The following is a 15665-nucleotide window of genomic DNA, read 5'->3' as shown; positions in this document are numbered from 1 at the left end:
AAGGTTGCCTGAAGTTTTAATTAAAAATTACGCTGATGAACTTTCATTAGCTCTTGATATTCACTCATTTGTCGATTTCGCCGCAACATTCGCAATCGGTTTTCTACATTAATTCGCGCCTCATTCCGGGTAATGGGTTGAAATTGCAAACCATCGGGGTGGTTAGAGACTAAAAAATAGAGACGTTGGGCATAGAGAGTTGTGAATAATTCCTGATTATCCGCAATCAGACAAATTCGATAAAGCAGGCCAAAGTTAGGATGATTGATATAAGTTTCAGTGCTCATTCAAGGTTTGATCCAGCAATTGGTCTAAATTTTACAGAACTTACGCAAAGAGTCTCTAATTGGGGCAACCACCGCCACGGGAGAGCACCTACCAACTGTTCTTGCGGATATATCCGCGCTGCGTAAGTCCTATTTTAGGTGAAATGACAAAGAAATCTTATCAGGTATTTGGATCGCTGATTCTCGCAATTTGTAAAGCTGCTAATTGAGCTTGGGCTTTATGCAGGGACTCATGCCACTCTTTTTCTGGATCGCTGTCGGCGACAATTCCCGCACCCACTTGCCCAAATACGCGGGAGGATGCGGAGGCTGAGGCTTTGGTAGAAGTGGAGAGGGGGCTGTTGGCATCAGGATAGGTTTCCCCGTGAGTACATAATAATGTTCTAATTAAGATGTTTAGGTCGAGATTTCCCCGCCAATCAAGATAACCACAAGATCCATAGAATAAACTGCGCCGTACAGGTTCGAGTTCTTCGATGATTTCCATGCAACGAACTTTAGGACAGCCGGTGATGGTGCCCCCAGGAAACATGGCGCGGATCAGGTCGATGCCATTGCAGTCGGGACGCAAAGTGCCGATCGCATTACTGACTAAGTGCATTACATGAGAATATCGCTCGATGGTCAAGAGTTCATCCACTTGCACGGAACCCCATTGACAAACTCGACCCAGGTCGTTCCGTTCCAGATCCACCAGCATGATATGTTCAGCCCGTTCTTTGGTGTTGGTCAAGAGTTCTTGGGCAAGTTGGCGATCCTTTTCTGGGGTGACTCCGCGCGATCGCGTCCCGGCAATCGGTCGAGTTTCCGCTTTTCTCCCTTGCAATTTTACTAATCTTTCGGGAGAACAACTGATCATTTCGCCCCAGGGGGTTTGCCAGTAACTCGCAAAGGGAGAAGGATTAATGTTTTGTAAGGCTTGATAAATCTGCCAACTGTTGCGGCTAATTTCCGCTTCAAAGCGTAAGGACAAATTTGCCTGAAAAATATCTCCCGCTTGAATATATTTTTTTGCTTGACGCACCATCTGTTCATATTCCCCTTGGTTTACCTGAAAATGGGGATCGATGGCAGGTAAATCGGTGACTAAGCCCTGATTTTGGGAGAAATTTGGCGCTAACTTTTCTGCCTTAATAGCCTTAATAGTTTCTAATCGCTGTTCCATACTATCAAGATCCCTGGGTTCACTAGCGGCTAACCAAAGGATTTGCTCCAGGTGGTCTAAGATGGCAAATTCTGCGGGTTCATACCAATAAGCCACGGGAAAAGGTAGGGGATCTGTGTTAATTTGGGGCAGTTTTTCCACTTCCCAAGCGAAGTCATATCCTAGCCAACCTAACCAACCGCCGGTAAAAGGTAAGGAAGGGTCTGGCAATAATCCGGGCAACACCGCAGACTTGTGCGAAAATTTGCCTTGTTTGCGGGCTTCAATTTGCTGCCAAAGTTGCTGCAAAAAGGGAAATATTTCTCCTAATGGCGGTGTCCAAATTTGTGGCTGATTTTGTACGATCCGAGGGGTTCCAGCGCAGATGGAATATCGGGCTAATGCCTGACTTTCCAAGGGTTTGGTTGCCGGACTTTCTAATAAGGTGGCGATGTTGCCGTTGGTGCGAAATAAGGCGGCAAAAACTTGGGATCCGGTACGTTTTTGCAAAGGGAGCGATCGCCAATACCACGGCTGACTTGGCTGTATTTGTGGCTGTATTTGTTGCTGGATTTGTTGTTTTTTTTGGTGTATTTGTTGATTCATGCTTGCCATCCCCAGGTTAATCTTAATCCCCACAATATAAACAAACCGGCGATCGCTAACCAATCAACTCTTTTGAGGCGCAATTGATGCCACTGCACCCGATGCTCATTGGGACTGGTAAAGCCGCGTACTTGCATACTATTAGCAATTTGAGAGGCTCGCAAAAGCAGGTTTTCTAATAACCGTTCTACCACCGTTAACCAAACTTTCACGGAACGACGCCAACCGAGTTTTTTCCAGTTAATTGCCCTAGTGCTAACGGCTCTAATTAAGTTTTGCACTTCTTCTAAGACTAAGGGAATAAATCGCAAAGATAAAGTTAAGGTAAGGGTGATTTCTGTGACTGGCAAATTGAAGCGTTGCAACGGACTCATTAAATCTTCGAGTCCGGCGGTAATTTCTTCTGGGGCGGTGGTGAGTAAATAAAGATTGGTGCTGTAAATTAGGGTAAATAATAATGTGCTGACTCGAAGACCTAAGTCTAAAGAACGGCGGGTAATTTTCACAGGCCCTTGATCAAAAATGACATAACGATAATCCGTGGGCTGGGGTAAGTTAATATCCGATGATAATTCCGGTTTTTTTGCGGGGTCTTTGGTCGCATCTTTTTGCTGCTTTGCTTCAGAATTGCTAAACCAACCGAAGGGATCGTACCACGGTTGACGAGTGGCAGTGGTTTGCGGATTCTGCGGTGTGGTGACGAAGGTAATTTCCGAGGCAGGAAGACGCCTTTGGTGTTCAATGGCTAATCCATCTGGGGCGATCGCTGTGATGCACAATACCATAACACTAAAGATTAGTAACCAGCCCATTTGTTGTCGCCAAACCCGCATGGGAATCATGGCGGTAAAGGTTAAAATAATTAGTAAACCAACTAAGGCAATTCGCCAAGGAATATTTCCTAACAACGGGGCTAAAAGAAAACTCAGCAACCAGATTAATTTTACCCGTGCATCTAAGGAATGTAGCCAGGTAATTGGTTGTTCTAAATAAAGTCCCAGAGGCAGCGATCGCAATAAATCCATTTTCTAAATGTTATTAGTTGTTGGTTGTTGGTTGTTGGTTGTTGGTTGGTGGTTGGCATTAATTGATAATTGATAATTATCAATTATCAATTATCAATTATCAATATTACACTCGCACCGCCCGATTTGCTCCAGACCTTTCTCCATCACGGGCTTTTTTGCCCCGCCAAACAAACCGAACGGGTGTCCCTTCAAAGCCTAACTGATCGCGAAATTGTCGTTCTAAATAACTGCGATAGTTATCTTTAAACCGTTTTGGATCGTTGACAAATAGGGCGATCGTGGGTGGTTGGCTTCTGATTTGAGTTCCATAGTAAATCTTCCCTTGACGCCCTTGCCGCGAGGTCGGTGGAGTATGCCAACGCACGGATTCTTCGAGCACTTCATTAATCACCGAAGTAGAGACGCGACGGCGATGTTGACTCACCACTTGATCCACTAAATCCAGAATATTCGGCACTCGCTTGCCGGTCAATGCACTGGTAAAAATCGTCGGTGCCCAATTGACAAAATAGAGACGATCTTTAATGTCTCGTTCATAGTCATAAATGGTCGAAGAATCTTTTTCAATTAAATCCCATTTATTCACCACGATCGCACAAGCGCGACCTTCATCTTCAATCCGTCCGGCGAGTTTTTGGTCTTGTTCCGTGACTCCATCCACCGCATCAATCACCAGCAACACCACATCAGATCGGCGAATGGCTTTAAATGCCCGATTAATACTAAAAAATTCCACTCCGTAATCGATATTTTTCTTTTTGCGAATTCCCGCTGTATCAATCAGGCGATAAACCTGATCGTCCCGTTGCACCACCATATCAATAGTATCGCGAGTAGTGCCGGAAATTGGGCTAACAATTGCCCGTTGTTGACCGACTAAGCTATTTAATAAACTGGATTTACCGACATTCGGACGCCCCACAATGGCAATTTTAATTTCTTCGATTTCGGGAATTGCATCGACCGGGGGAAAATAGGTAATCAATTTGTCTAAAAGTTCACCAGTTCCATTGCCGTGAATACTGGAAAGAGGAAAAGGTTCGCCCAGTCCTAAATTCCAAAATTCGGCGGCTTGAGTCAGACCCATTGTTTCTGATTCACATTTATTCACTGCCAACAATATGGGCACTTTTTGTTGTCGTAACCATTGGGCGATTTCTTCATCCCCAGAGGTCAAACCCGCTTGACCATCGACCACAAAAATGGCGGCAACTGATTCCGTGAGGGCAGTCAAGGCTTGTTCTCTAATTAACGGCAAGAATTCCGTGTCGTCGGCAAAGACTAAACCCCCGGTATCGACGACTTGAAAATCCCGATCGCCCCAAAAGGCTTGTTTGTAGGTGCGATCGCGGGTGACTCCCGGTTCATCATGGACGATCGCATCTCGCGTACTCGCCAAACGATTCACCAGGGTGGACTTACCGACATTCGGTCGGCCAATAATAGCTACTATAGGCAGAGGCATTCTTTAATAGTTCCTGCTAAACGAATAAAAAATAGCAATTATATGATTATACTATTTTTTATCACAATTTTGCCAAATTATCAGGTTTATTTAATCTTTTTTGATTGATTGGTTCATCGAGTGACCATTGAGGGTGCGGTTTTACCCTGCCCCCCTGCCACTCTTTCTTCAAAATTGCGCGATTCCCGCCTATTGACAAGTTAAAAACTGATTCACGGCAGCAAATACTTTGGGTTTTTCCTCCCCTACTAGCTGGTTAAAATATGGCTTATTTTGCAGCAAAATTACCCTGGCTGTATCTAACTGGGTATTCTTAAAAACTAATTCCCTTTTCGCATTCAGAGTAATATTTTCCGCCACGGGAACCGAGGGTAAAGACTGGTAAGTAAAAATTGTATCGCCTCCTTGTTCTTGGACGATCAATGTTGCATTTTGTCCCAGGCTTTTTTCCGGGTCTTTTGTGGCATCATAAGTGCAAATTCGCCCTAGGTTACTTGTTGGGGCGCTGGTACATCCCGCTAGGGCTGCTAAGAGAGAGGCGATCGCTAAATTTAGACTTAGTTTTAGACTCGGTTTAAGTTTAATCATTTTTGTCTGATTTGTCTGATAAATTGGCTTGACGAAAGAAACCGGGTTGGTTCTATAAATATTGGTTTGGTATCATACAGCGGTTTCGCCCCTACTGAACCAGGGTAGGGCGAAGCATGACCGGATTCACATTAATATTTTCAGCGTCAAACTTCTGCGGTCATGCTTCGCCCCTACAAATTCTTTGTGGTTGACTCGCGGATAAAAGTGCTGTAAATTGTCGCAGAAACCCGGTTTCTGAATTAGGGAAGATGATTTAACTTTTGCTGGCTGATTTTTGCTGGGCAATTTGTGCTTTGGCTTTTGCCCAAAGTTGATCTAATTCTTCTAAAGAATAATCAGACAATGGGCGATCGCTAAATGCCTCCACTTTCGATAACCGCTGAATAAACTTTTCATTGGTAATTTGTAAAGCTTCTTCCGGTTCCAAATCATACCAACGTGCCAAATTAATCAACACAAAGAGAATATCTCCCAGTTCAGCTTTTTGCTCTTCTTTGGTTTCATGTTCTACGGCGTGTTTAAACTCATTTAATTCCTCATGTAATTTCGCCCAAACTCCTTCGGCATCATCCCATTCAAAGCCCGCCGCTGCCGCTTTTTTAGAAATTTTCATTCCCGCCACTAATGGGGGAAATGTCCGGGCATAACGGCTGAGTTTATCACTGAGTAATTGGCTTTCTGAGTTGGTTTCGCCCTTTTCTGAAGCCTTAATTTGTTCCCAATTTTGGTGAACTTCTTCGATGCTGTTCACTTTCAGATCCCCGAATACATGAGGATGGCGGCGAATTAATTTTTCACTGATTCCTTGGGCGATTTCGGCGATGCTAAATTGACCAGATTCTTTGGCAATTTGCGCTTGTAAAACAACTTGTAACAGCAAGTCTCCTAATTCTTCGGCGATCGCCTTTGGATCGCCCTGCCGAATGGCATCGACCACCTCATAAGCTTCTTCGATGATATAGGGAATCAGGCTTTCTGGGGTTTGTGCCAAGTCCCAGGGGCAACCGCCATCAGGCGATCGCAATTTAGCCACCACGGAAATCAATTGTTCCATAGCCGCAAGTTCAGGAGTCAGATTAGCTGGAGATGTTTCGTAGGTGGACATAATATAAGTGATGTAAGTGCAAAATATAAGTGCAGATTAGCCCGGACTTTCTTACCATCTTAGAATTTTTATTTGTGTTTTACTTGCCCTTTATTTGCGTTTCGGTGTGGGGGCTTTTCTGCCACTGCTGCCCCGACCCTTGGACTGACCACCCTTCGGTTGGCTGGATTTGCTAGACGGACGCGGGGGTTTTCTGGACTTGCGGGACTGCCGTTTCGCCAGTTGGGAGGTGACAGACTTGGGCAACACCGCCATCCAACCGCGAGATTTTATTTGTTTATAAGTGGAACCCCCCCAGTCACTTAAGGAGTGACTCATTGCCCCCAACTCGAAACCAATCAATAGGGCAATTAAGTCTGGGTAATGACTCAGAAGCGATCGCGCCCCCCATTGAATCATCATCTCCACGGTCCAGGGCATACCCCGGACTAGATCCATCACCAACAAAATAGCGATCGCCACCATGCCGATCCAAGTCATCAGATAAACAACTCGTAACACCGTGCCAATCACCGGACCGTGAGACAGAAATGAGCGATGGTGCAAACTCTTTTGGTAAGGCAGCCAAATCCAACGCAACCACCCCCAACGGAGAAACTGCTGGGAATAGATATCCAGATCCGGGCCAAACATCAGCCCACTGAATAAAAAACCTCCCGAAACAAATAAAGTTAAATGGCTGTTACGGGTGAAAACCCAGGTGATACCTGCCACCCAGGGCAAGCTCCATAAAGTAATTTCGTCATGGGTGCGACCAGATGGCATAAATTGAAAAAAGTGTGCTATAGTAGATTCGGTTACAAAAACCGGGCGGTTAGCTCAGTGGTAGAGCGCCTGCCTTACAAGCAGGATGTCACTGGTTCGAGCCCAGTACTGCCCATTCCCGGAAACCTTATCATAACAAGGTTTTTACCCCTGTCACCTAAATCGGTTACAGGGGTTTTTGATTATTAAGTCGGGATGCAAGTCGGGATGTAGGTGGCGGTGTAGGTGGCGGATATCGTTAATCGTTAACCGTCAACCGTTGACTGAAAAATGCGATCGCCACACAACCTAGATCCTGATTTTGGTGACAATCGATGCAAAAATTAATCAGATCACACCAAAAATGAAAGTGCTTCTCACACCAAACCAGTGCATTCAATCCTAGAACAAAAATACCGACGGATTAGGAAAGAACTGATTACCAGTGTCAGTTTACTTGGGGGTGTTTTTTTACTAGGCACCTTGGGATACTGGTCAATGGAAGGATGGTCTTTATCCGAAGCCGCCTATATGACTGCAATTACCCTTTCAACGGTGGGATTTACTGAGGTGCGACCTCTCGGTCCTACGGGGCGACTGTTCACCATGTCTTTAATTGCCCTGGGTGTAATTACCATCGGTTACATTGTGAATCGGTTTACAGAAGCGATTATTGCAGGATATTTTCAAGACGTTATTCGATTAAGGCAACAGAGACGATTGATAGATACATTATCAGAACACTATATCCTCTGTGGATTTGGTCGCACCGGACGTCAAGTTGCTTTGGAATTCAAAGCAGAAGGCATTCCTTTCTTAGTCCTAGAAAACGACCCAGAAGAAGTGCAGGCAGCCGAACAACTTGATTGTATTGCGGTTCTGGCTGATGCGACTTTGGATTCGACCTTAATTCAGGTAGGAATTGAACGGGCAGTTTGTTTAATTACCGTCCTCCCTTCTGATGCGGAAAATCTTTATACTTTGATTTCCGCAAAAACCCTCAATCCCAAATTGCGAGTTATTGCCCGGGCAAACACCGAGGACGCGGTGAAAAAGTTGCAACGGGCAGGCGCCGATACGGTGATTTCACCTTATATTACGGGGGGACGACGCATGGCAGCGGCGGCATTACGACCAGAGGTGATGGATTTTGTCGATGGGATTATTACTGGGGCCGATCGCACCTTATATCTGGAAGAATACAAAGTTAACTCAGAAACTTGTCCCTTTGTTGGTTATACGGTCAAAGATGCGGATCTGCGGGGTCAGACGGGCGCTTTAATTCTGGCAATTCGCCGTCAGGATGGGACGCTGATCGGAGGCCCCACTGCGGATACACAATTACTGGCAGATGATGTCTTGATTTGTATGGGCACCCCCGAACAGCTACGCCGGATGAATCAAATTCTTAGTCCCCTGCGTTCTCAGCCCCAGTTTCGCCGACCCAAGCAATTGCCCCCAAACCGATAAATCATGTTTTTTTACAGGCAAGATGCGGTCTGTAGGGCAGGAAAAAAAGACAGGTTTTTCATAAAAATACCTGTCTTTTTTCTGTGCTTTTTTGATTATTTGAAGATGAGTTGAAGATTAGTTTAATTTTAAGGCACTGACTGGCACTTCATCCCATGAAGCGACCGTTCGCATCCTAGTTAGCCAACCTTGCACCCTTTGAGATTCACTTAAATTTTCCTCAAAAGAGTCATAACATTCTTGGGCCTGGGTTTCATCGCAGCAGGCAATACAGGCATACAGCATTCCGCTAGGATCGAGTTGTTCATTCACCCAAATTTTCATGGTTCATCTTCCTCCAGTGTTTTCACGAGATTACTGTTACATCCTTATCTAGACTCTGACCATTCATTATCTACATTTACATGATTGCTAGAGCCTAAGCAGGCAAATATTTCAGCGATAGTTGTGCGATCGCTTTTTTACGGTTTCGCTTATCTTAACATATTTTAATATTTTCGCAATCTGCTGTATAGATGATGACCCATCCGCTTAATTTTCGGTAAATATTGGCTACTTTGTTATGAATTCATAACAATTTTTGGTAATTTTGGCCAACCCCCAGATATTTTATATCACTCCATTTTCTTAGACGGGTTTAACGATTAAGTGATGAATCAAACTATTTGCGATCGAGATTTGGAAAAAGCCGTTATGCCAAGATTTTACCAAATGAACCTTATGCTTTAAAATTTAACGAATATAACTCAATGAATTTCCGCTGAAATATGTTTGAAAATTTATTCACCACCCAAATCGATCTGACATCACCGATCGCCAAAAAAGATGGTACGAAAGCCGCAATTATTGGCATCGGTCAAGTGGGCATGGCTTGTGCCTATTCCATGCTGATTCAAAATACCTTGGATGTCATTACCTTAATAGACATTAACCAGCAAAAACTAGAAGGGGAGGTGATGGACTTACAACATGGCTTGCCTTTTGTCGAACCGACCCTAGTTTATGCCGGAAAAACCTCCTTCGGATGCAGCGGGTGCTGATATTGTGATTATTACCGCTGGGGCAAAACAGCAACGGGGAGAAAGCCGCCTGGATCTGGTGCAACGCCATGTGGAAATCTTTAAGAAATTAATTCCCGAATTAGTTCAATACTGCGCTGATGCAATTTTCTTAATTGTCAGTAATCCGGTGGATATTATGACCTATATTACTGGGAAGCTTTGTCCAGGCAATTTTAAGAAATCAGAATCGGGTGATGACGGTAAGTAGTTTAATTCAAGATTTCCACGGCATCCAAGATGTTTGTTTAAGTTTACCGATGGTGGTAAATCGTCAAGGGGCAACCAAGATGGTGAATATAAATTTGACTGATACCGAATTATCTCAGTTGCAGCATTCGGCCAATGTTTTAAAAGAAATTATTGCCAAGTTGAATCTGTAGAATTTCTGTGGAGGGCCGCCATCGGGCTTTTGGGGTGTAGGGTGTAGGGTGTAGGGTGTAGGGTGTAGGGTGTAGGGTGTAGGGTGTAGGGTGTAGGGTGTAGGGTGTAGGGTGTAGGGGAAGAGAGGATGCATAGGATGCATAGGATGCATAGGATGCATAGGATGCATAGGAAAATTCTCTATTCTCTTTTCTCTATTCTCTTTTCTCTCTTCCCCCCACACCGATGGCAGCCCTACACCCTACACCCTACACCCTACGCCCTAAACAAATTAATTAGCTTTGACGAGTAAGGCTACGGCATACGCGGAAATCCCTTCTTCCCGCCCTTCGGGGCCGAGTTTTTCGTTGGTGGTGGCTTTGACTCCTACTTGGTCAGGGTCGATCCCCAAGACTGTTGAGAGGCGATCGCGCATTTTGCTAATATGCGGTTTTAATTTAGGCCGTTCTGCCACCACCACAGAGTCAATATTGCTCACTTGCCACCCTTTCTCTTTGATTAACTGGTTAACTTGGGCTAATAACACTAAACTATCGGCACCTTTCCAGCGATCGTCCGTGGGCGGAAAGTAGTGACCAATGTCTCCTAAACTGAGGGCACCGAGCATGGCGTCCATGATCGCATGAGTTAACACATCTGCATCGCTATGACCCACTAATCCCAAGGAATGCTCAATTTTGACTCCCCCCAGAATTAGTGCGCGATCGCTTCCTAAGCGGTGGATATCATAACCATTGCCAATTCTAATTTGAACCGTCATCACCAAAAATCCTCAAAAAATCCTCATTCGTCCTACCGGGCAAATTTTATCGGAAATAGGGAACAGGAAACGGGTAACCGCCATCGTGCATAGTAGTGCAGGGGTGCCGATCCTGTAAAGTCGCGATCGCTGTGGGGAACCGCCAACCGTCAACAACTAACCAAGGACTTTCTGACCAATGATCGTAGATACTCGCTTGCGGTTTTATCGACAAGACACTATCGTCATTCTGGATCCCTAATAGGTTTTCTCGTTGGGTCTTGATTAAAAAAATGTGGTTTATGTCACACAAATTTGCAATTTAGGGTATAATAATAATAAGTGAAGGATAAGGGATAAAGATAAGCTTTGAAACAATTGTGTAAAAATGCTGATTCTACCAGAATATTCCTGATTATTAATCAATTCCTAAAATATCGAGGTGAAAACTATGATTAAAAGCGCTGAATTTATTCATCCTCATAGCCATTTCTATGGTGAATTAACTCCAGAAAATGTTGAATTTCATAACCGGATGGAAGATTTTGTTCAAGAAGCGACGTTAATTTCTAATTTAGCGGGCAATGGCAAGATGTCTTTGGAAGAAGCGTATTGCGAAATTGAAAAACTCTGGCAACAACTGGGTCAGAGTAAAGAAGAGTTAAAGATTGGGAAATCTTTGGCTGAGGTTAGATAAATATCTCATAATTTAGAGGCTAGTAAATATGCACTTACTCCCAGATTATTGACTCATCACGGATAAAAAACCCGGTTTCTCTGAAACCGGGTTTTTTATGTGAAAAAATAATTTGCTGGACAATTTGCTGGATAAGTTGTGAGAAGTTGTGGAAAAGCGATGGAGAAGTTAACTTGCGGTGACAATCCAGAAACCAGCAATTTGCTGGGAATTGCTTTGGCTGAAACATAATGGCACTCCAACAGACACTTGACTGAGTTTCATTTTCTGGGATTGTATTAGCGATCGAGTAAACCGGAAAATTTCCAAGTCATATAAACGGCAAAGGCTTTACCTAAATCGTTCATAGCTTGATCGAATTCTTGCGGGTGAAATTCAGTAGAAGTTTTGGGTTGAGGTTGAGGTTGGGTTTGGGTTTGGGTTTGGGTTTGGGCTTGGGTTTCGGTTTCTTTCGAGGTTTGGTTAATCATAAAATGTCTTTGCTTGAAATCGTTAATTACATATTCAGGCTAATTAGGCAGCTTTCAGGATAAATTCATGCCAGTTTTTAAGCTGTCACTGTTGGCGAACATCTCCAGGTAAGGTTTTTTGTACTATCTAAAATCCGAAATAATCACTGGTGGGAATGTAGTAGGGTGGCATTGGGGCAAAAAATTCCGATTCCCGTGGTAAAAGCGATTGGACAAAAGTGATACGATCGCACTGATCTAATCATTTCAGAGGGACTTTATGGCCACAAACAGCAAAACTATTACCCTGAGTCAATTTTTAAAGTTCATGGGTATTGCCGATACCGGAGGACAGGCAAAAATGATGATTCAATCGGGGGAGGTTCTGGTCAATGGTGTGGTTGATACCCGACGAGGCAGACAATTAGTGACAGGCGATCGCGTGACGGTGGGTTCACAAACTTTTGAGGTTGATGTGAATCAATAGTAAGGCGATAGATTGTTTCTTTTCTACCTGCTTAATTTATTATATCACGGCGGACTCTAACATTCGGATGGTGGCGTTATTTGCATCAATTTCCACGGGAACACCAATGGGAATGGTAAATTTATCGGGAATATGTCCGATCGCCGACCCATACCAAGCGGGAATTCCTAACGGTTTGATGATATCCGATAAAACTTGGGGTAAAGTCAGGGAGGGATCGTCGTCTTCACCAGGGGTACAGTTGCGACATTGAGCAAAAATAAACCCAGAAATTTGATCGAGGATGCCCGCGATTTTTAGCTGAGTTAACATTCGGTCGATGCGGTAGATATCTTCGCCAATTTCTTCCACAAATAAAATGGTTTGATTCCAGTCCGGTAAATAAGGAGAACCCACCATTGAAGTCAGGACGGATAAGTTACCACCCACAATCCGTCCGGTGGCTTTTCCAGGGGCGATCGCCTCCCCAGAAATTCTCACCGGATTGACCATTTTCACCGCCCCCCCATTAAATAGAATCCGTTGGAAATATTCTAAAGAAAACTGATTCCATTCAGAAGTGCCCACCGGCCCATGAAAAGTCACCATGCCACTGCGGGCATAAATCGCCAATAATAAGGAAGTAATATCGCTATATCCCATAATAATTTTGGGATTTTGGCGAATTAAATTATAGTCCAACAAGGGCAAAATTCGATGGCAACCCCAACCCCCCCGCAGGGTTAACAAGGCTTTGACGGAATCATCCGCAAACATAGCCTGAATATCCGCAGCGCGATCGCGGTCTTTCCCGGCTAAATAACCGTATTCATCTAAAATATGCGCCCCACGCTTCACCTTTAATCCCAACTTGGCTAAGGCTTTTTCCGTATATTCAACATCTTCTAAATCCACCGGACTCGCGGGATTAATTAAACCAACCGTATCCCCGACTTTTAGTTTTGGCGGTTTCAGGATATGGTCAGGCATATTGTCAGGCATAGTATCAGGCAATGACTGATCTGTGGCAGCAGCAGGCAGTTTAGTTGCCAACAAAGATAGTCCCAAAAAATGAAAAAATTGACGGCGATTATAAATTCCTTGAGACAGTTTAAACATAAAATTAATCCTGTAATTATGAGGAGAGAGAATAGAGGAGAGAGGAGAAGTGAAAAGTAAAAATTTCAATGAAATATCACCATTTCCTCTATTTTCTATGCTCTATCCTTTATGTTTTATCCTCTATCCTCCCATTTGACTATGACAATAACCCCGCAATAAAGATGGCGGAAATAATTAACTGCACTGCCATCATAGGCAAACCGTAGCGCAGAAACTTATGAAAAGAAATCTCCCGACCATGTTGTTCGGAAATACCCGCAGCAACAATATTAGAAGAAGCTCCCACCAAAGTGCCATTTCCCCCTAAAGTTGCCCCAAACATCATGGCATAAAATAAGGGTAAAACTTCGGGAGGAAAATTACCGGAAAAGTTGGGATCGAGAATTTCTGGCCCGACCATGCCAATATTGACGATATATTGTTTCAGCAGGGGAACCATTGCCACTACCAAAGGAATATTGGGAATCACACTAGATAATATCCCGACTATAAACACTAAGATTAATGACCCCAGAGCGATATTATTCCCGATCACAGCCGCTAAAATTTTAGCCAGTTGACTGGTGACTCCGGTTTTTTCTAATCCACCAATTAAGACAAAGGTGGACATGAAAAATATTAGGGTACTCCAGTCTACATCTCGGAGGATATTATGCACTGTGTCAATTTTAGTTTGATGGGCTAATAGTAGGGCTAAACTTGCGCCTAAGAGGGCAACAGATGCGGGGTCAATGGGAATGGGTAAAGATTCTCCAATTACAAAGAAAGTTAAGACGATCCCCACGATCACTCCGCCTAACATTAACACCTTGGGATGATTAATTTTCGGATGGGGTAAGTCCTCTAAGTGTTCAAATTTTGTCTGCCAGATTTTCCGAAATAGAAAAGGAGCGATCGCCAATACGGACAAAACTGCCAGCAGTCCGCCAAAACTTAGTTTAACTAAATATTGATTAAAGCTCATATTAATCGAACTGCCGACAATAAATGTCGCTGGGTCGCCCACCAATGTCAATAAACCGGCACTATTTGCGACAAAGACCATTAATATGAGTAATGGCACAAAATCTACCCCAATTTCCTGAGCCATTGGCGGAATTAAAGGCGCTAACAACATCACCGTTGTGGCATTGGGTAAAACCGCACAAATGGGGGTGGTAATGCCGATGACTGCGAGTAATAAAACCTTGCCACTGCCTTTGGCAATCATTACCATTTGAGTGGCGATATATTCAAATACTTTCGTTGGTTCAAACGCCCGAACTAAGACCATCACCCCAAAAAAAAGCGCCAAAGTTGCATAGCTTTGGGTAATGTAACTCATCGCTTCTTTCAGGGTCATTACATGGGCAAAGACCAAAATTAATGCTCCCAATAAAGCGGCCACTGTCAGATGGATTTTTTCTGAAATAATAATCCCAATGACCCCAAGAAACGTGGCTAGGGATATCACCGCTGGTAAATTCATTTCTATAAAGTTCATAAATTATGCTCCGCTGTGATGAGTGCATGATTGGCTGACTAGAAAAACCCCCAGTCTCAACCTGTTGGCGAAAACGCGAAAATTAGCCATAATTGTTTAATCATCATTTTCTAGGTATTGATTCAATTCAATGATTGGATCCACAAATATTTGTGCATTTTGTTCTAAACAATATGTTGACTTTAAGCCGGTCTGTTTAACTCTAATCTCCTGACCAGATCGCTAATCTTCAGAAATATTGCTAGGCTTTTCATTTTTTGATGTAAAAATCATAAATTGACTCCAATTCAATCCAGTTTAGGTTTACAGCGTCGTCATTATTTACTGAGTCACTGAATGAAGTCAAAACATTTTTTTAAATGCTGATTCACCAGTCCTCTCCCAATGCCGCCGGGGTTAGCTGACGGGCTAGAAATGAGAGTTTTTCTTCTCTAAATACTTGAAATATTAGAGATACGCCCCAAGGTTGGTTCCCCCGTTTCCTCTCCTTGGCGTTCAGATTTTTCAAAGCTAAGGAACTAGGCTGACTTATTCTGTTTACTTAGGGGATAAGTCTAGCATAAAAAAATTTTTTTTTCAACATAACTTCAATCCAATGGTGTTTTGGCTTTTCTTTAAATTTAGAAGCGTGGGCAAGATTTTGCCCATATAGTAAATTGATTAAGAGCAATTCTCAAGTAAGTCAGGATGAATCGCGGCTGGTTTTACTAGATAGACAAGAAAGCTTTCATCCTGGATCGATCCCCCCACGCCCGCTTAAAAAGGGGCTTTTTGGAATGAAAGCAAGAAGTCTAATATTCGACGCCGAATCCCCTCTAGCTTTCTGA

18 protein-coding genes, 1 tRNA gene and 1 riboswitch are annotated in these 15665 nt (G+C 43.6%); of the genes, 7 read left to right on the top strand and 12 right to left on the bottom strand.

All coding sequences use genetic code 11. From position 1 onward, the window contains the following. Positions 1 to 20: 20 nt before the first annotated feature. From pipX to ABWT76_RS10345, 7 genes are all read right to left on the bottom strand, one after another. Entirely contained in the window at positions 21 to 287 is a 267-nt protein-coding gene (gene pipX, locus ABWT76_RS10375) for a transcriptional coactivator PipX (RefSeq protein WP_054466255.1), read from the bottom strand. A gap of 160 nt (positions 288 to 447) precedes the next feature. After that, complete coding sequence (locus tag ABWT76_RS10370) at positions 448 to 2037, bottom strand: anthranilate synthase component I (protein ID WP_082348844.1); 1590 nt, start codon at positions 2035 to 2037, stop codon at positions 448 to 450. Next, a complete protein-coding gene (locus tag ABWT76_RS10365; RefSeq protein WP_190879835.1) occupies positions 2034 to 3062 on the bottom strand; it encodes an energy-coupling factor transporter transmembrane protein EcfT in 1029 nt (342 codons plus the stop codon). Before ABWT76_RS10365 ends, ABWT76_RS10370 begins: the two co-directional genes overlap by 4 nt. Positions 3063 to 3168: 106 nt before the next feature. Further along, positions 3169 to 4530, bottom strand: coding sequence for a ribosome biogenesis GTPase Der (gene der, locus ABWT76_RS10360; RefSeq protein ID WP_054466257.1), 1362 nt, complete (start codon positions 4528 to 4530; stop codon positions 3169 to 3171). 189 nt (positions 4531 to 4719) lie between these two features. After that, positions 4720 to 5118: a hypothetical protein gene (locus ABWT76_RS10355; RefSeq protein WP_354636041.1), complete on the bottom strand. Its 399-nt coding sequence runs from the start codon at positions 5116 to 5118 to the stop codon at positions 4720 to 4722. A gap of 256 nt (positions 5119 to 5374) precedes the next feature. Then, positions 5375 to 6226: a nucleoside triphosphate pyrophosphohydrolase gene (gene mazG, locus ABWT76_RS10350; protein ID WP_054466259.1), complete on the bottom strand. Its 852-nt coding sequence runs from the start codon at positions 6224 to 6226 to the stop codon at positions 5375 to 5377. A gap of 90 nt (positions 6227 to 6316) precedes the next feature. Next, complete coding sequence (locus tag ABWT76_RS10345; RefSeq protein ID WP_054466339.1) at positions 6317 to 6991, bottom strand: metal-binding protein; 675 nt, start codon at positions 6989 to 6991, stop codon at positions 6317 to 6319. Between the two features lie 43 nt (positions 6992 to 7034). Between ABWT76_RS10345 and ABWT76_RS10340 the strand changes: the two genes are divergently transcribed. Both ABWT76_RS10340 and ABWT76_RS10335 read left to right on the top strand, forming a co-directional pair. Continuing rightward, positions 7035 to 7106: transfer RNA gene (locus ABWT76_RS10340), tRNA-Val, on the top strand. 254 nt (positions 7107 to 7360) lie between these two features. Then, positions 7361 to 8440 carry a TrkA family potassium uptake protein gene (locus tag ABWT76_RS10335; RefSeq protein ID WP_054466260.1) on the top strand — a complete coding sequence of 360 codons (1080 nt, stop codon included), beginning with the start codon at positions 7361 to 7363 and terminating at the stop codon, positions 8438 to 8440. A gap of 117 nt (positions 8441 to 8557) precedes the next feature. Here the strand turns inward: ABWT76_RS10335 and ABWT76_RS10330 are convergent, their stop codons facing one another. Further along, on the bottom strand, positions 8558 to 8764 hold the full coding sequence (locus ABWT76_RS10330; protein ID WP_054466261.1) for a hypothetical protein: 207 nt from the start codon (positions 8762 to 8764) through the stop codon (positions 8558 to 8560). Between the two features lie 443 nt (positions 8765 to 9207). Between ABWT76_RS10330 and ABWT76_RS10325 the strand changes: the two genes are divergently transcribed. From ABWT76_RS10325 to ABWT76_RS10315, 3 genes are read left to right on the top strand one after another with little or no spacing between them, the layout of a single operon-like run. Then, positions 9208 to 9480, top strand: coding sequence for a hypothetical protein (locus ABWT76_RS10325; protein WP_354636040.1), 273 nt, complete (start codon positions 9208 to 9210; stop codon positions 9478 to 9480). Then, the gene (locus tag ABWT76_RS10320) at positions 9443 to 9709 is read left to right on the top strand and encodes a hypothetical protein (protein ID WP_255353187.1); all 267 of its coding nucleotides are present in this window, start codon (positions 9443 to 9445) and stop codon (positions 9707 to 9709) included. The genes ABWT76_RS10325 and ABWT76_RS10320 overlap by 38 nt, the downstream gene beginning before the upstream one ends. After that, positions 9696 to 9881, top strand: a complete 186-nt coding sequence (locus ABWT76_RS10315) for a hypothetical protein (RefSeq protein WP_354636039.1) — start codon at positions 9696 to 9698, stop codon at positions 9879 to 9881. The genes ABWT76_RS10320 and ABWT76_RS10315 overlap by 14 nt, the downstream gene beginning before the upstream one ends. A 272-nt stretch (positions 9882 to 10153) precedes the next feature. Here the strand turns inward: ABWT76_RS10315 and ispF are convergent, their stop codons facing one another. Next, positions 10154 to 10642, bottom strand: coding sequence for a 2-C-methyl-D-erythritol 2,4-cyclodiphosphate synthase (gene ispF / locus ABWT76_RS10310; RefSeq protein WP_054466265.1), 489 nt, complete (start codon positions 10640 to 10642; stop codon positions 10154 to 10156). A gap of 430 nt (positions 10643 to 11072) precedes the next feature. Here ispF and ABWT76_RS10305 point away from each other — a divergent pair, with 430 nt between their 5' ends. Further along, positions 11073 to 11318, top strand: coding sequence for a hypothetical protein (locus ABWT76_RS10305; protein ID WP_354636038.1), 246 nt, complete (start codon positions 11073 to 11075; stop codon positions 11316 to 11318). Between the two features lie 278 nt (positions 11319 to 11596). Here the strand turns inward: ABWT76_RS10305 and ABWT76_RS10300 are convergent, their stop codons facing one another. Continuing rightward, the gene (locus tag ABWT76_RS10300) at positions 11597 to 11788 is read right to left on the bottom strand and encodes a hypothetical protein (protein WP_054466267.1); all 192 of its coding nucleotides are present in this window, start codon (positions 11786 to 11788) and stop codon (positions 11597 to 11599) included. 259 nt (positions 11789 to 12047) lie between these two features. Here ABWT76_RS10300 and ABWT76_RS10295 point away from each other — a divergent pair, with 259 nt between their 5' ends. After that, positions 12048 to 12254, top strand: a complete 207-nt coding sequence (locus ABWT76_RS10295) for an RNA-binding S4 domain-containing protein (RefSeq protein ID WP_054466268.1) — start codon at positions 12048 to 12050, stop codon at positions 12252 to 12254. A gap of 39 nt (positions 12255 to 12293) precedes the next feature. On the opposite strand, the gene ABWT76_RS10290 is transcribed toward ABWT76_RS10295, so the two are convergent. After that, positions 12294 to 13352, bottom strand: coding sequence for an LD-carboxypeptidase (locus ABWT76_RS10290; RefSeq protein ID WP_054466269.1), 1059 nt, complete (start codon positions 13350 to 13352; stop codon positions 12294 to 12296). Positions 13353 to 13491: 139 nt separating this feature from the next. Further along, positions 13492 to 14838 (bottom strand): ArsB/NhaD family transporter, encoded by a 1347-nt coding sequence (locus tag ABWT76_RS10285; RefSeq protein WP_231636757.1) that lies wholly within the window; start codon positions 14836 to 14838, stop codon positions 13492 to 13494. Positions 14839 to 15209: 371 nt separating this feature from the next. After that, positions 15210 to 15342, bottom strand: a riboswitch (cyclic di-AMP (ydaO/yuaA leader). Between the last annotated feature and the right edge of the window lie 323 nt (positions 15343 to 15665).

This window comes from Planktothricoides raciborskii GIHE-MW2 (genome assembly GCF_040564635.1).
Lineage (GTDB): Bacteria > Cyanobacteriota > Cyanobacteriia > Cyanobacteriales > Laspinemataceae > Planktothricoides > Planktothricoides raciborskii.
Note: the sequence above shows the minus strand (reverse complement) of the source record. Positions and strands in the feature narration are given on the sequence as shown.

Coding starts and splice junctions, on each gene's coding strand:
- pipX (WP_054466255.1), bottom strand. CDS start 287: ATGAGCACTGAAACTTATATCAATCATCCTAACTTTGGCCTGCTTTAT.
- ABWT76_RS10370 (WP_082348844.1), bottom strand. CDS start 2,037: ATGAATCAACAAATACACCAAAAAAAACAACAAATCCAGCAACAAATA.
- ABWT76_RS10365 (WP_190879835.1), bottom strand. CDS start 3,062: ATGGATTTATTGCGATCGCTGCCTCTGGGACTTTATTTAGAACAACCA.
- der (WP_054466257.1), bottom strand. CDS start 4,530: ATGCCTCTGCCTATAGTAGCTATTATTGGCCGACCGAATGTCGGTAAG.
- ABWT76_RS10355 (WP_354636041.1), bottom strand. CDS start 5,118: ATGATTAAACTTAAACCGAGTCTAAAACTAAGTCTAAATTTAGCGATC.
- mazG (WP_054466259.1), bottom strand. CDS start 6,226: ATGTCCACCTACGAAACATCTCCAGCTAATCTGACTCCTGAACTTGCG.
- ABWT76_RS10345 (WP_054466339.1), bottom strand. CDS start 6,991: ATGCCATCTGGTCGCACCCATGACGAAATTACTTTATGGAGCTTGCCC.
- ABWT76_RS10330 (WP_054466261.1), bottom strand. CDS start 8,764: ATGAAAATTTGGGTGAATGAACAACTCGATCCTAGCGGAATGCTGTAT.
- ABWT76_RS10325 (WP_354636040.1), top strand. CDS start 9,208: ATGTTTGAAAATTTATTCACCACCCAAATCGATCTGACATCACCGATC.
- ABWT76_RS10320 (WP_255353187.1), top strand. CDS start 9,443: ATGCCGGAAAAACCTCCTTCGGATGCAGCGGGTGCTGATATTGTGATT.
- ABWT76_RS10315 (WP_354636039.1), top strand. CDS start 9,696: ATGACGGTAAGTAGTTTAATTCAAGATTTCCACGGCATCCAAGATGTT.
- ispF (WP_054466265.1), bottom strand. CDS start 10,642: ATGACGGTTCAAATTAGAATTGGCAATGGTTATGATATCCACCGCTTA.
- ABWT76_RS10305 (WP_354636038.1), top strand. CDS start 11,073: ATGATTAAAAGCGCTGAATTTATTCATCCTCATAGCCATTTCTATGGT.
- ABWT76_RS10300 (WP_054466267.1), bottom strand. CDS start 11,788: ATGATTAACCAAACCTCGAAAGAAACCGAAACCCAAGCCCAAACCCAA.
- ABWT76_RS10295 (WP_054466268.1), top strand. CDS start 12,048: ATGGCCACAAACAGCAAAACTATTACCCTGAGTCAATTTTTAAAGTTC.
- ABWT76_RS10290 (WP_054466269.1), bottom strand. CDS start 13,352: ATGTTTAAACTGTCTCAAGGAATTTATAATCGCCGTCAATTTTTTCAT.
- ABWT76_RS10285 (WP_231636757.1), bottom strand. CDS start 14,838: ATGAACTTTATAGAAATGAATTTACCAGCGGTGATATCCCTAGCCACG.